The following is a 13176-nucleotide window of genomic DNA, read 5'->3' as shown; positions in this document are numbered from 1 at the left end:
TCGCGTCCGCTCGGGCGAAGTCTGCGCCCGTGTCGTTCGGCGGACAAGGCGGCGGTGCTCATGCACGCGGCCGGATGCGCCGGCTCGACCGGCGGCAGTGGTCCGGCCTCCCCGCGAGGGAGGCGATCGGCGCGATGTCCCGCTCGAAGGGGTAGATCAGCGGGTCGCGCGGGCCGTGCTTCGTCTGGCCCGATTCTCCGGCGGCCGTTGGCCGCCGGAGAATGGTTCGCTCGCCGGGGATCAGCCCCAGCAGGCCTTGGCCGCTTCTTCCGAGGTCATCGACTTGATGCCCTCGGCCGGCTTGTCGGTAACGAGGTCGACGCCCGTGTCGGTGAAGTCGAGGCCGGCGGTGGCCTGCGGCTTCTCGCCGGTGTCGGCGAACGTCTTGACGGCCTCGACGCCGAGCGCGGCCATCTTCAGCGGGTACTGCATGGAGGTCGCGCCGATGATGCCGGCCTTGACGTTCTCGATGCCGGGGCAGCCGCCGTCGATCGACACGACGAGGACGTTGCCCTCCGCGCCCACCGCCTTCAGCGCCTCGTAGGCGCCGGCGGCGGCCGGCTCGTTGATCGTATAGACGACGTTGATCGAGGGGTCGCGCTGGAGAAGGTTCTCCATGGCGGTGCGCCCGCCTTCCTCGTTGCCGTTGGTGATGTCGTGGCCGACGATGCGCGGGTCCTCCTCGTCGCCGATGACGTTCTTGTCCTTCACGTCGATGCCGAAGCCGGTCATGAAGCCCTGGTCGCGCAGAACGTCGACGGAAGGCTGCGACGGGATGAGGTCGAGGAAGGCGATCTTGGCGTTCTGGGCCTCGTCGCCGAGCTGGGCCTTGGCCCACTGGCCGATCAGCTCGCCGGCGGTGAAGTTGTTGGTAGCGAAGGTCGCGTCGGCCGCGTCGATCGGCTCCAGCGAGGTGTCGAGGGCGATGACGAGGATGCCCGCGTCGCGCGCCTGCTTGACGGAAGGAACGATCGCCTTCGTGTCCGAGGCGGTGATCAGGATGCCCTTGGCGCCGCCGGCGATGCAGCTCTCGATGGCCGCGACCTGGCTCTCGGTGTCGCCGTCGATCTTGCCGGCATAGGTCTGGAGGTTGACGCCGAGCTCCTGGGCCTTGGCGAGCGCGCCTTCCTTCATCTTCACGAAGAAGGGGTTCGTGTCGGTCTTGGTGATGAGGCAGACGAGCGGCGCGTCCTGGGCGGCGGCCGGAGCGACGGCGCCGAACGAGCCGGCGACGAGGAGCGTCGCCGAGGCGAGAAGGGCGCGCGTGAAATGGGTCATGAAGGTCCTCCCGAACGATAAGCGTCGCGGCATCGATCGGGACGCCGGCGGCCGACGCCGCGGGTAGCCTCCCGGCCGCGAATGGCCGGCCTCCCGCCGGTCTCCACGAAAAAAGCAAAACACGAGGTTGCACCCGCTGTCAAATATAAATCAACAGGATTTAATTATTGGCGACAGCGAGTGACTGCTCTAGAGTGGCGCGACGCGGCTGGGGAGAGCCGCGCCGGTTCCGCTCGGACGACGGGTCGGAAGCGCGCGAAGACGGGGAGGTGCGACGGGACATGAGCGAGAGCTTGGCGCTGCGGCGGGACGAAGAGGCGTCCGGCGCCGCCGACAAGGTGCGCGGCTCCAACCAGGCGGGCCTTCGCGCCCACAACGAGCGCGCCGTCCTGTCGCTGATCCGCCGCAACGGGGCGCTCGCCAAGGCCGACATCGCGCGCCGCACCGGCCTGTCGCCGCAGACCGCTTCCGTGATCATGCGGGCGCTCGAGGCCGAGAAGCTGGTGCTGCGCGCCGAGCCGCGGCGCGGCCGCGTCGGCCAGCCCTCCGTGCCGATGCGGCTCAATCCCGACGGCGCCTATGCCTTCGGGCTGAAGATCGGCCGGCGCTCGCTCGACATCGTGCTCATGGACTTCGTCGGCACGGTGCGCGGCCGGCGCAGCCGCCCGGTGCCCTATCCGACGCCGGAGGGCGTCTGCGACTTCCTGGCCGAGGCGCTCGACGCCCTCAGCGACACCCTGCCCCCGGAAGCGCGCGAGCGCGTCGCCGGCATCGGCGTCGGCATGCCGTTCCAGCTCTGGGACTGGGCCGCCGAATGCGGGGCGCCGCCCGGAGCGATGGACGGCTGGCGCGGCTTCGACGTGTCGGCCGCCCTGTCGGCACGAACGGGCCTGTCCGTCCACGTCGCCAACGACGCGACCGCCGCCTGCGGCGCCGAGCACGCCTTCGGGGGGGAGGAAGGAACGGACTTCGTCTACTTCTTCGTCGGCTCGTTCATCGGCGGCGGCATCGTGATCGACGACGCGCTGGTGGTGGGGCGCGACAACAATGCCGGCGCGCTCGGCTCGATGCCGGTGCCGCGCCGGGACCGCCCCGGCGCCGAGCAGCTCATCGCCGTGGCCTCGCTGCATCTCCTGGAAGCGGCGGCGGCGGCCTCGGGGCTGACCTGGAGCGGTATGCGCGACCCGGCTTTCGATTGGACGCGGCTCGGCACGCTTCTCGACGCCTGGATCGAGGAGGCGGCGCGCGGCATTGCCCACGCCGTCGCCTCGGCCTGCGCGGTCTACGACTTCGAGGCTGCGGTGATCGACGGGGCCTTTCCGCCCTTCGTGCGCGAGCGCCTCGTCGAGGCGGTGCGCGCGGGCCTGTCGCGGATCGACGCGCAGGGCCTGTCGCCGGTCGCCGTGCGCCCCGGCACGATCGGGGCGCAGGCGCGCGAGATCGGCGCGGCGAGCCTGCCCTTCTTCGCCAAGTTCCTGCTCGACCACCGCGTCCTCTACGCCGAGCGCAGCTGAGGCCTCGTCAGGCGCCCGCCTGCCAGGCCCTCACCGCGTCGAGCGGGTAGAGCAGCATCAGGACGTTGAGGGCGAGGCCGTCGCGGATCAGCCAGCCGGTGAGGAGCTCGAAGCCGATCGCGATCGCGATCGTCGCCCAGACCGGAAGACGCGCGGCGAGAAGGAAGCCGACGCCCATGAAGGCGATGTCGCTGACCGAGTTCAGAACGCTGTCGCCGAAGTAGTCGAGCGCGATCGTCGCCTCGCGATAGCGCTGGATCACGGCGTCGGTGTTTTCGGTGATCTCCCAGGCGGCCTCGAGGAGCGTCGCGGCGACGAGCCGGGTCCCGAGGCTCCGGCGGCGCAGAACGAGCCAGCCGAGGAGATAGAACACGAAGCCGTGGATGACGTGCGAGAACGTGTACCAGTCGGCGATGTGCTGCGAGTTCTGCGAACTCACCACCTCGCCGTGCCAGAGCTTGACGGTGCCGCAGTCGCAGATCGGAACGCGCCCCATGGCCAGAAGCGTCAGGGCGGCGAGGGCGACGATCCCGAGAACGAGGACGATGTGGACCGGCCGGATGCCGGCGCGCGCGCGCGCGACGGGTGTGGAAGCGGGGCGCCGGCGCGACTGGGGCGGGGCGGAGCCGAGGGGGGCGGTGGGCAGCAGGGGACGCGCCTTTCGAACGGGGATGGCAAGCCTCGAACAAGGATCGCCGGTCTGTCTGTCCTGCGGCTGGAGGCCGCGTCCCGCAAGCCCACCCCGCCCGGAACCTGTTGGTCATGCTGCGATACAAACGGCGCGTCTGGATCCTTGCGGCGTCCCTCGCGGCGCTCGCCGGCTACGTCGACGCGATCGGCTTCCTGGCGACGGGCGGGCGCTTCGTGTCCTTCATGAGCGGCAACACCACGCGCATCGGGGTCGAGGCGGCCGCGGCCTCGGCGGTCGCCCTCGAAACCGGCGGCCTGCTTCTCGCCTTCGTGTCCGGCGTCGTTCTCGGCTCGCTTCTCGGGCGCGTGACCGGGATCTGGCGCCGTCCGGCGGCGCTGCTTCTCGTATCCGGCTTCCTCGCCTGTGCCGCCGGGCTCGACAGCGCGGGCCTCGCCTATGTCGGCCTGCTTCTCGCCGCCGGGGCGATGGGAGCGGAGAACACCGTCTTCGAGCGCGACGGCGAGGTCTCGATCGGCCTCACCTACATGACGGGAACCCTGGTGAAGCTCGGCCAAAGGCTGGCCGAAGCGCTGACGGGCGGGCGGCGGGCGGCCTTCCTGCCCTATCTCCTGCTCTGGCTGGGTCTGGCTTGCGGGGCGCTCGGCGGGGCCTTCGCCTATCCGATCGTGGGGCTCTCGGGCCTGTGGTTCGCCGCGCTCGCCGCCGCGATGCTCGCCGCCGTCGCCGCGCTTCTTGATTGAGGATCTCCGTCCGAGCCCCTTGACGTGCCGGTTCCGCGATCAAGCTTCCATCCTCAACGAAGGCACACTCGCGAAAGGAAGTTCGCATGGGAGACGCAGGCGTGGGTTGGATCGCGGCCATCATCATCGGCGGCATCGCCGGCTGGCTCGCATCGATGTTCATGAAGTCGGACACCGGCGTTCTGATGAACATCCTTCTGGGTATCATCGGCGCGGCGATCGCCAGCTTCCTGTTCGGCATCATCGGCGTCGGCTTCGGCGGCTGGCTCGGCTATCTCGTGGCCGGCTTCCTCGGGGCCTGCATCCTGATCGCCATCTCGCGGGCGGTGACGGGGCGGCGCGCCCGCTACTGACCCGGAGCATCTGGCGGCGCCCGACGCGGACGCCGCCCTCTGGCCCGGTATCCGGCCGGGCAACGCCAAAGAAAAGGGGGCTCGCTCGCCCCCTTTTTTCGTGCCGCCTCACTCGACCTTGGTGATCCGCCCGTCGACATAGGGCGTGTAGGCGCCGTTCTTCGAGGCGAGGTAGTCGGCGACCACCTGATCCATCGGCGGGCCGAAGTCGTAGGCGTTCTTGGCCGTGACGAAGACGTCGTAGCCGTCGCCGCCGCGGCGCATGAAGTCGTTCGACACCACGGAATAGGTCTTGGCGGGGTCGATCGGGACCCACGCGTCCCCCTGGCGCACGCGCACCGCCTTGATCCGCCCCTTGCCCGGCTCCGGCGCATGGCTCCAGTCGACCTGGAGGCCGGCGACCTGGGGGAAGCGGCCGCCGCCCTCTTCGACCTGGGACATCCCGTTCTCCAGCGCGTCGAGGATGCCCTGGCCGCTGAGCTGGAAGGTCGCGACCGTGTTGAGGAAGGGAAGAACGGTCAGCACCTCGCCCTGCGTGACCTCGCCCGCGTCGATCGAGGCGCGAAGGCCGCCGCCGTTGATCAGGGCGATCGTCACGCCTTGCGGCGCCGTGCGCTCCAGGAGCGCGTCGGCGACGAGGTTGCCCATCTGGCACTCGCCCTTTCGGCAGGTCTCGCGCGAGCCGTCGATCGGGGACGGGATGCTCGCCACCACCTTGTTGCGGATCTCGTCCAGCGGCTTGGCGAGCTCCTCCACCACCGCCAGCGTTTCGGGGTCCTCCGCGACGGAGGCGTCGAGGAGGCGGGGCGCGCCGGAGGCGGCCGTCACCTTGCCCGCATCGTCGAAGGTGATCGTCAGGTCGCCGAGGTACTTCGAATAGGACTGCGCCGTCACGATCGGGACGTCGGTTCCGTCCGGCGCCTTGACCAGCGTCGGGTACTTGCCCTCGGCCCCCTCCATGTCGCCGAGAAGGGTGTGGCTGTGGCCGCCGACGATGACGTCGATGCCGTCGACCTCCGCGGCGAGCTTCTGGTCCGGCACGTAGCCGAGATGGCTGAGGACGACGATCTTGTTGATACCCTGCGCGCCCAAGGCGTCGATCTCGCGCTTTACCGCCACCGCCGGCGGCTCGAAGGCGACCTCGCCGGTGGAGGCGATGTCGGGCGTGTCCGGCGTCGTCAGGCCGATGATGCCGATCCGCTCGCCGCCGACCTCCACCACGGTCGAGGGCAGGATCAGGTCGCCGGGCAGGTCCGTCTCGTTGGCCGGATCGATGTTGGCCGACAAGAGCGGGGTCTTCAGCGCGCGCGCGAATCTGGCGAGGACGGGCGGCCCGTCGTCGAACTCGTGATTGCCCACCGCCATCGCGTCGTAGCCGAGGCGGTCCACCATGGCCGCCGTCGCCTCGCCCTTGTAGCGGGTGTAGAAGAGCGTGCCCTGGAACCAGTCGCCCGCGTCCAGCACGAGGACGTTGCCGCCGGCCGCGCGCCCCTCGTCGATGGCCGTGGCGAGGCGCGCGGCGCCGCCGAAGCAGGCCTTTTCCGCCGCTTCCTTGTCCGAACAGGTCGAGGACGACTTGTTGATCGGCTCGAAGCGGTCGTGGACGTCGTTGGTGTGGAGGATGGTGAGGTCGAAGGCCCCGGCCGGGCCGGCGAGCCCGAGGCCGAGCGCGGTCGCCGCGGCGGAGGCGAGAAGAAGCGATCTCATGGAAGCGTCCTGTCGTCTGTCTCGTCGAGGTTCGACGCGGCGGGCGCGGCCGGAGCCGGCCCGCTATGGCGCGCCGCGCGAAGGTTAGACCGGTCCGGCCGCCGAAGACCACCCGTCTTCGCGATCGCGGACGAGGGCGGCCTTTCTCCGTTCGTTGATTGACGGATCAATCAATCAAACTATGCTCCGCCGCACCATACGCCGCAGGGCCGGCCGCTTGTCGCGCAGGGGAGAGGCGCGCCATGCTTCGACGCCCGACAAGCCTCGAGGAGGAGCGCGCCCATGGCCCGACGCGGGGTCGAAGCCGAACGCCGGGACGCTCTCGTCCTCGCCGCCATCGCCACCATCGAGGAGGCGGGCTCGCTCGAAGTGACCGTCGCGGCGATCGCGCGCCGCGCCAACGTGTCCTCCGCCCTCGCGCACCATTACTTCGGCGGCAAGGACGACCTGATGATCGCGGTGATGCGCCATCTGCTGGTCGTCCTGCGCGACGCGGTGCTGACGCGCCTGCGCGACGCGCAAGGGCCGACCGAGCGGCTGCGCGCGGTTCTGTCGGGCTGCCTCGACGCCGATCAGTTCAGCCGCGAGATCGTCTTCGCCTGGCTGTCCTTCTATCTCCATGCCCGCCGCTCGCCGGAAGCGTCGCGGCTGCTCTCGATCTATTTCCGCCGCCTCGATTCCAACCTCGTCGCGGCGCTGCGCCCGCTCTGCCGCGACGCCGATGCCGCCCGCACCCTGGCGCGCGGCATCGGCGCGGCGGTGGACGGCATCTGGCTGCGCCAGGCCCTGGCGAGCGACGGCGGGCCGAACGGCGCGGACGCGGTCGCCAGCATCATGCGCTTCGTGGACGGGGAGATCGGCCGATGAAGATCGTCGCGGAGGCCGACTACGTCCTGGTGGGCTCGGGCTCGGCCGGCTCGGCGCTGGCCTATCGCCTGTCGCAGGCGCCGGGCGGGCACGACGTGGCGGTGATCGAGGCGGGCGGCACCGACGTCGGCCCCTTCATCCAGATGCCGGGCGCCCTGTCCTTTCCGATGAACATGCCGCGCTACGACTGGGGCTACAAGGCCGAGCCCGAAGCGCGCTTGAGGGGGCGGGCGCTCGTCACCCCGCGCGGCAAGGTGATCGGCGGCTCCTCCTCGATCAACGGCATGGTCTACGTGCGCGGCCATGCCCGCGACTTCGACCATTGGGCCGAGAGCGGCGCCAGCGGCTGGGCCTTCCGCGACGTCCTTCCCTACTTCAAGCGCATGGAGGACATGGAGAACGGCGACCCCGACTGGCGCGGCACCGACGGTCCGCTCCACGTCCAGCAGGGGCGGATGGAGAACCCGCTCTACCGCGTCTTCATCGAGGCGGGCGCGGCGGCCGGCTATCCCGTCACCGCCGACTACAACGGCGCCGCGCAGGAGGGCTTCGGGCCGCTCCAGCAGACGATCCGCGGCGGCCGGCGCTGGTCGGCGGCGAACGCCTATCTGCGCCCCGCCCTCCAGCGCGGCAACGTCCGGCTCGTGTCAGCCCACGCGCTGCGGGTGCGGCTGGAGAACGGGCGCGCCGTCGGCGTCGAGATCGCGCGGGGGAGCCGGCGCACGGGCCTCGTGCGGGCCCGGCGCGAGGTGATCCTGTGCGCCGGCGCGATCAACTCGCCGCTCGTTCTCATGCATTCGGGCATCGGCGATCCCGAAACCCTGGCCGCCGCCGGCATCGAGGCGCTCGTGCCGCGCCGGGGCGTGGGCAAGAACCTCCAGGACCACCTGGAAGCCTATATCCAGCAGAGCTGCACGCAGCCGATCACCCTCAACGGCTATCTCAACCTGTTCTCCAAGGGCCGGGCCGGGCTCGAATGGATGATGCTCCACACCGGCCACGGCGCGACGAACCACTTCGAATCCGGCGGCTTCATCCGCTCGGGGGTGGGCGTCGACTATCCCGACATCCAGTTCCACTTCCTGCCGGGCGCCATCCGCTACGACGGGCGGGGCGCGGCGGAGGGCCACGGCTTCCAGGCCCATGTCGGCCCGATGCGCTCGAAGTCGCGGGGCGAGATCCGCTTGACGGGAAGCGACCCGATGGCCGCCCCCTCGATCCGGTTCAACTATATGAGCCATCCCGACGACTGGCGCGAGTTCCGCCAGGCGATCCGGCTGACGCGCGAGATCTTCGCCCAATCGCCCTTCGACGGCTATCGCGGCCCCGAGATCCAGCCGGGCGCCGCCCTGAAGAGCGACGAGGACCTCGACGGCTTCATCGCCGCCCATGCCGAGAGCGCCTACCACCCTTGCGGCACCGCGCGCATCGGCGCGGCGGACGATCCAGACGCCGTGGTCGATCCGGAGTGCCGCGTCATCGGCGTGGAGGCGCTCCGGGTCGCGGACTCCTCGATCTTCCCGCGCGTCACCAACGGCAATCTCAACGGCCCTTCCACCATGGTCGGCGAGAAGGCCGCCGATCACGTCCTGGGACGGGGCATGCTGACGCCGGAGGACCGCGCGCCGGTGATCGCGGAAGGGTGGCGGGAGCGCCAGCGCTGACGGGCGGGGAGACCCCCGCGCGATTTGACTTTCGACCCCCGGATGGCCCAAGTCGCGGGTCATCCAGACACCATCCGGGAGTTGTCCGTCCATGACCGCCTCCACGACCGACCGCACGGAAGTTCACGGCCTGAAGGTCGCGAGCGTGCTCAAGCGCTTCGTCGACGAGGAGGCGCTGCCGGGGACGGGGGTGGAGCCGGACGCCTTCTGGGCGGGGCTCGCGTCGATCTTTGCCGACCTCGCGCCCAAGAACCGCGCGCTCCTCGACACCCGCGAGCGCATCCAGGCGCAGATCGACGCCTGGCACCGCGAGCGCCGCGGCAAGCCGGTGGACGCGGCCGCCTACCAGGCGCTCCTGCGCGAGATCGGCTACCTCGTTCCCGAAGGCGGCGACTTCGCCATCGAGACGGCGAACGTCGATCCCGAGATCGCGACCGTTCCGGGGCCCCAGCTCGTCGTGCCCCTGATGAACGCGCGCTACACGCTGAACGCGGCCAACGCGCGCTGGGGCTCGCTCTACGACGCGCTCTACGGCACCGACGCGCTCGGCGACGCGCCAGACGGATCCGGCTACGACGCGGCGCGCGGCGCCCGGGTCGTCGCCTGGGCCAAGGAGTTCCTCGATCAGGTCGCGCCGCTCGCCGGCGGCTCGCATGCCGACGTCGAGGCCTATTCGGTCCGCGACGGCGCGCTGTTCGTTTCGACCGCCGGCGGCGAGACGGGCCTCGCCGACCCCCGCGCCTTCGCGGGCTTCCGCGGCGCCGCCGAGGCGCCCGAGGCGGTGCTGCTGCGCCACAACGGGCTTCACGTCGAGATCGCGATCGACGCCGGCCACCGGATCGGGGCGGGCGACAAGGCGCACGTCGCCGACGTCCTCCTCGAATCCGCCGTCACGGCGATCTGCGACTGCGAGGACTCGATCGCCGCGGTCGACGCGGAGGACAAGACGGCCGTCTACCGCAACTGGCTCGGCCTGATGAAGGGCGACCTTGCCGACACCTTCGAGAAGGGCGGCCGCAGCGTCACGCGGCGCCTGAACCCGGACCGGGACTACGCGGCCGCGGACGGATCGCGCCTGACGCTGCCCGGTCGCGCCCTCCTCCTCGTGCGCAACGTCGGCCACCTCATGACCAACCCGGCCGTGCTCCTCGCCGACGGGTCGGAGGCGCCGGAGGGCATCCTCGACGCCATGGTCACCTCGGCCATCGCGATCCACGACCTCCAGAAGACCGAGGGCTCGCGCAACTCGCGCACCGGCGCGGTCTACATCGTCAAGCCCAAGATGCACGGGCCCGAGGAGGTCGCCTTCACGGATGAGATCTTCGGCCGGGTCGAGGCGGCGCTGGGCCTCAAGGCCAACACGCTGAAGGTCGGCATCATGGACGAGGAGCGCCGCACCACGGTGAACCTCAAGGAGTGCATCCGCGCCGCCAAGGCGCGCGTCTTCTTCATCAACACCGGCTTCCTCGACCGCACCGGCGACGAGATCCACACCTCCATGGAAGCCGGCGCGATGGTGCGCAAGGCGGCCATGAAGGACAAGCCCTGGATCAAGGCCTACGAGGACCGCAACGTCGACATCGGCCTCGCCTGCGGCTTCCGCGGCGTCGCGCAGATCGGCAAGGGCATGTGGGCGATGCCGGCCAAGATGGCCGACATGCTGGCCCAGAAGATCGGCCACCCCAAGGCCGGCGCCAACTGCGCCTGGGTGCCGAGCCCCACCGCCGCGACGCTGCACGCCACGCACTACCACCGCGTCGACGTCCTCGCCCGCCAGGACGAGATCGAAGCGGGGGGGCCGCGGGGCAAGCTGGAGGACATCCTGACCATCCCGCTTGCCGAGGGGGTCAACTGGTCGCCGGACGAGATCCGCGCCGAGCTCGACAACAACGCGCAGGGCATCCTCGGCTACGTGGTGCGCTGGGTCGACCAGGGCGTCGGCTGCTCGACGGTGCCGGACATCCACGACGTCGGCCTGATGGAGGACCGCGCCACCTGCCGCATCTCCTCGCAGCACATGGCGAACTGGCTGCACCAGGGCGTCGTCACGCGCGAGGAGGCGATGGCCGCGATGCGGCGCATGGCCGAGAAGGTCGACGCGCAGAACGCCGGCGATCCCGCCTACGAGGCGATGGCCGGCCGCTTCGAGGAGTCCATCGCCTTCAAGGCGGCCTGCGACCTCGTCTTCGAGGGCCGCGAGCAGCCCTCCGGCTACACCGAGCCGGTTCTCCACCGCCGCCGCCTGGAGAAGAAGGCCGAGCAGCGCGCGCGCGGCTGAGCCGGGAGCCTGACGGGGAGGGGACCGGCATGGAAACGAGCCGGCGGCGCAGCGTCCTGTTCATGCCGGCCTCGAACCCGCGGGCGATCGAGAAGGCGCGAAGCCTTGCCTGCGACGGCGTCATCCTCGACCTCGAGGACGCCGTCGCCGAGGAGCGCAAGGCCGAAGCGCGGCAAGCCGCCGTCGCCGCGCTCTCGCAAGGCGGCTTCGGCGCGCGGGCGAGCGTCGTGCGGGTCAACGGGCCCGGCACGGCGCATTTCGGGGCCGACGCCGCGACGCTTGCGGACATCGGGCCGGACGTCGCCGTTCTCCTGCCCAAGGTGGAGGCGCCGGGCGACGTGGAGGCGGCGGCACGGCACCTGCCGAACCGGCCGCTCTGGGCGATGATCGAGACCTGCCGCGGCGTCCTTGGCGTCGGGGAGATCGCGCGCGCCGCCGAGCGCCTGCCGCTCGCCGCCCTCGTTCTCGGGCCGAACGATCTCGCCCGCGAGATGGGCTGCCGGCTGTCGCCCTCGCGCCGACCGATCTGGGGCGCGCTGACGCAGATCGTCCTCGCCGCGCGGGGCTACGGCCTTCTCGCGCTCGACGGCGTCTTCAACGACATCGAGGACGAGGCGGGCTTCGAGGCCGAAGCGCGCGAGGGCGCCGATTTCGGCTTCGACGGCAAGACGCTGATCCACCCCCGCCAGATCGAGCCCTGCCACCGCGCCTTCGCCCCGGACCCCGTCGAGGTCGCCTTCGCCCGCTGCGTGGTGGAGGCCTTCCATCGGCCCGAGAACGCCGCCCGCAACGCGCTGCGGGTCGAGGGCCGGATGGTGGAGCGCCTGCACCTCGCCGGCGCCGAGCGGATCCTCGCGCGCGCCGGCGAGGCCTGACCCCCGCGCCCGCGCGAAAAGCGGCGCCGCCGTCATAGTCATGGCGGGGATCGGGGCCTATGAGGACGGCGCTGCGCCGCACAAGAAGCGGTGGCGCCGCTTCGAGCCCCAGCGACCTCCCGGAATCCTTCCATGTCCCGAAACGGCGTCTTCCTGGCCTTTCTAGCCTATATCGCCTTTGCCATCAGCGACGCCTCGATCAAGCTCATCGGCGGGCGGATCGACACCTTCGAGATCGCCTTCCTCGGCGCGATCATGGGCTTCTCGGCGCTGCCCTTCATCCGCCGGCCGGACGAGCGCTACGGCGACGTCCTGCGCTCCACCGTCTGGCATCTCTGGGCCCTGCGGGCGGTGTCGACCGGCATCTCGGCGGCGTCGAGCGTCCTCGCCTTCACCCACCTGCCGATGCCCGAGGCCTTCTCGCTGATCTTCCTGATGCCGATGTTCGTCACGCTCCTGTCGATCGTCTTCCTGAAGGAGGAGGTCGGCGTCTGGCGCTGGTCGGCGATCGTCCTCGGCTTCGTCGGCGTCCTGATCGTGCTGCGGCCGGGCTTTCGCGAGCTGAACGTCGGCCATCTCGGCGCGCTCGTCGCCGGCCTGTCGGGCGCGGTGTCGGTCGTGTCGTTCCGCATGGCCGGGCCGCAGGAAAAGCGCATCTCGCTGTTCGGCGCGGGCCTCGTCGGCGCCCTCGTCCTCAACGGCGTCCTGATGCTGCCGAACTGGAGCGTGCCGGCAGGGGCCGACCTCGCCTTCCTTCTCGGCTACGGCCTCCTCTCGGTCGTGGGCCAGGTGCTGATCATGCTGGCGGTGCAGTACGCCCCCGCCAGCCACATCGCCATGCCGCAATACAGCCAGATGGCCTGGGCGCTCCTGTTCAGCTACCTCCTGTTCCACGAGCCGGTGGACGGCATCGCGCTGGTCGGCATCGCCGTCATCTGCGCGGCGGGGATGCTGACCTGGGCGCGCGAGCGGATCAAGCTGCCGCGCCTGCGCCGCTCCTCGGTCATCCGCCCCCGTTGATCGTGCCGGCGTTCTTCAGGAACTTCTCCCGCACGGCCTGAACGGCGCTCTTGTCGCCCTTCAGGTCCTCGCGGGCCTCGTCCTCCGGCCCGACGCGCCGGGGAGCGGACTTCGTCCCGTTTTCCGTCTCGTCGGGATAGTGCAGCCCGCCCGCCATGGTTTCGTCGACCTCGGTGACGTCGTCGGGGTCGGGCCGGGGATCGCCGCTTTTCGCGTCGCTCATGAAGC

General features: G+C 70.8%; 12 protein-coding genes. 8 read left to right on the top strand and 4 right to left on the bottom strand.

All coding sequences use genetic code 11. The features are described from left to right. Positions 1-240 precede the first annotated feature (240 nt). A complete protein-coding gene (locus FZN60_RS03555; protein ID WP_158871149.1) occupies positions 241-1278 on the bottom strand; it encodes a sugar ABC transporter substrate-binding protein in 1038 nt (345 codons plus the stop codon). Positions 1279-1559: 281 nt separating this feature from the next. On the opposite strand from FZN60_RS03555, the gene FZN60_RS03550 reads away from it, so the two are divergent. Continuing rightward, positions 1560-2792, top strand: a complete 1233-nt coding sequence (locus FZN60_RS03550) for an ROK family transcriptional regulator (RefSeq protein ID WP_158871147.1) — start codon at positions 1560-1562, stop codon at positions 2790-2792. 7 nt (positions 2793-2799) lie between these two features. On the opposite strand, the gene FZN60_RS03545 is transcribed toward FZN60_RS03550, so the two are convergent. Beyond that, positions 2800-3354, bottom strand: coding sequence for a DUF2585 domain-containing protein (locus FZN60_RS03545; RefSeq protein ID WP_158871287.1), 555 nt, complete (start codon positions 3352-3354; stop codon positions 2800-2802). 200 nt (positions 3355-3554) lie between these two features. On the opposite strand from FZN60_RS03545, the gene FZN60_RS03540 reads away from it, so the two are divergent. Both FZN60_RS03540 and FZN60_RS03535 read left to right on the top strand, forming a co-directional pair. Then, complete coding sequence (locus tag FZN60_RS03540; protein WP_158871145.1) at positions 3555-4184, top strand: YoaK family protein; 630 nt, start codon at positions 3555-3557, stop codon at positions 4182-4184. A gap of 86 nt (positions 4185-4270) precedes the next feature. Further along, positions 4271-4537, top strand: coding sequence for a GlsB/YeaQ/YmgE family stress response membrane protein (locus tag FZN60_RS03535; RefSeq protein ID WP_158871143.1), 267 nt, complete (start codon positions 4271-4273; stop codon positions 4535-4537). Between the two features lie 108 nt (positions 4538-4645). On the opposite strand, the gene FZN60_RS03530 is transcribed toward FZN60_RS03535, so the two are convergent. Beyond that, complete coding sequence (locus FZN60_RS03530) at positions 4646-6244, bottom strand: bifunctional metallophosphatase/5'-nucleotidase (RefSeq protein WP_158871141.1); 1599 nt, start codon at positions 6242-6244, stop codon at positions 4646-4648. A gap of 282 nt (positions 6245-6526) precedes the next feature. Here FZN60_RS03530 and betI point away from each other — a divergent pair, with 282 nt between their 5' ends. From betI to FZN60_RS03505, 5 genes are all read left to right on the top strand, one after another. Beyond that, entirely contained in the window at positions 6527-7111 is a 585-nt protein-coding gene (betI, locus tag FZN60_RS03525; RefSeq protein WP_158871139.1) for a transcriptional regulator BetI, read from the top strand. Further along, positions 7108-8775 carry a choline dehydrogenase gene (betA, locus tag FZN60_RS03520; RefSeq protein ID WP_158871137.1) on the top strand — a complete coding sequence of 556 codons (1668 nt, stop codon included), beginning with the start codon at positions 7108-7110 and terminating at the stop codon, positions 8773-8775. Before betI ends, betA begins: the two co-directional genes overlap by 4 nt. A 91-nt stretch (positions 8776-8866) precedes the next feature. Next, the gene (locus FZN60_RS03515; RefSeq protein WP_158871135.1) at positions 8867-11053 is read left to right on the top strand and encodes a malate synthase G; all 2187 of its coding nucleotides are present in this window, start codon (positions 8867-8869) and stop codon (positions 11051-11053) included. Between the two features lie 29 nt (positions 11054-11082). Further along, positions 11083-11928, top strand: coding sequence for an HpcH/HpaI aldolase/citrate lyase family protein (locus FZN60_RS03510; RefSeq protein WP_158871133.1), 846 nt, complete (start codon positions 11083-11085; stop codon positions 11926-11928). A gap of 132 nt (positions 11929-12060) precedes the next feature. Beyond that, a complete protein-coding gene (locus tag FZN60_RS03505; RefSeq protein WP_158871131.1) occupies positions 12061-12948 on the top strand; it encodes a DMT family transporter in 888 nt (295 codons plus the stop codon). On the opposite strand, the gene FZN60_RS03500 is transcribed toward FZN60_RS03505, so the two are convergent. After that, the gene (locus FZN60_RS03500) at positions 12932-13171 is read right to left on the bottom strand and encodes a hypothetical protein (RefSeq protein WP_158871129.1); all 240 of its coding nucleotides are present in this window, start codon (positions 13169-13171) and stop codon (positions 12932-12934) included. The genes FZN60_RS03505 and FZN60_RS03500 overlap by 17 nt on opposite strands. Positions 13172-13176: the final 5 nt, after the last annotated feature.

This window comes from Antarcticirhabdus aurantiaca (genome assembly GCF_009765365.1).
Taxonomy (GTDB): Bacteria; Pseudomonadota; Alphaproteobacteria; order Rhizobiales; family Rhizobiaceae; genus Antarcticirhabdus; species Antarcticirhabdus aurantiaca.
This window is presented reverse-complemented; position numbering and strand designations above follow the sequence as displayed.

Coding starts and splice junctions, on each gene's coding strand:
- FZN60_RS03555 (WP_158871149.1), bottom strand. CDS start 1,278: ATGACCCATTTCACGCGCGCCCTTCTCGCCTCGGCGACGCTCCTCGTC.
- FZN60_RS03550 (WP_158871147.1), top strand. CDS start 1,560: ATGAGCGAGAGCTTGGCGCTGCGGCGGGACGAAGAGGCGTCCGGCGCC.
- FZN60_RS03540 (WP_158871145.1), top strand. CDS start 3,555: ATGCTGCGATACAAACGGCGCGTCTGGATCCTTGCGGCGTCCCTCGCG.
- FZN60_RS03535 (WP_158871143.1), top strand. CDS start 4,271: ATGGGAGACGCAGGCGTGGGTTGGATCGCGGCCATCATCATCGGCGGC.
- FZN60_RS03530 (WP_158871141.1), bottom strand. CDS start 6,244: ATGAGATCGCTTCTTCTCGCCTCCGCCGCGGCGACCGCGCTCGGCCTC.
- betI (WP_158871139.1), top strand. CDS start 6,527: ATGGCCCGACGCGGGGTCGAAGCCGAACGCCGGGACGCTCTCGTCCTC.
- betA (WP_158871137.1), top strand. CDS start 7,108: ATGAAGATCGTCGCGGAGGCCGACTACGTCCTGGTGGGCTCGGGCTCG.
- FZN60_RS03515 (WP_158871135.1), top strand. CDS start 8,867: ATGACCGCCTCCACGACCGACCGCACGGAAGTTCACGGCCTGAAGGTC.
- FZN60_RS03510 (WP_158871133.1), top strand. CDS start 11,083: ATGGAAACGAGCCGGCGGCGCAGCGTCCTGTTCATGCCGGCCTCGAAC.
- FZN60_RS03505 (WP_158871131.1), top strand. CDS start 12,061: ATGTCCCGAAACGGCGTCTTCCTGGCCTTTCTAGCCTATATCGCCTTT.
- FZN60_RS03500 (WP_158871129.1), bottom strand. CDS start 13,171: ATGAGCGACGCGAAAAGCGGCGATCCCCGGCCCGACCCCGACGACGTC.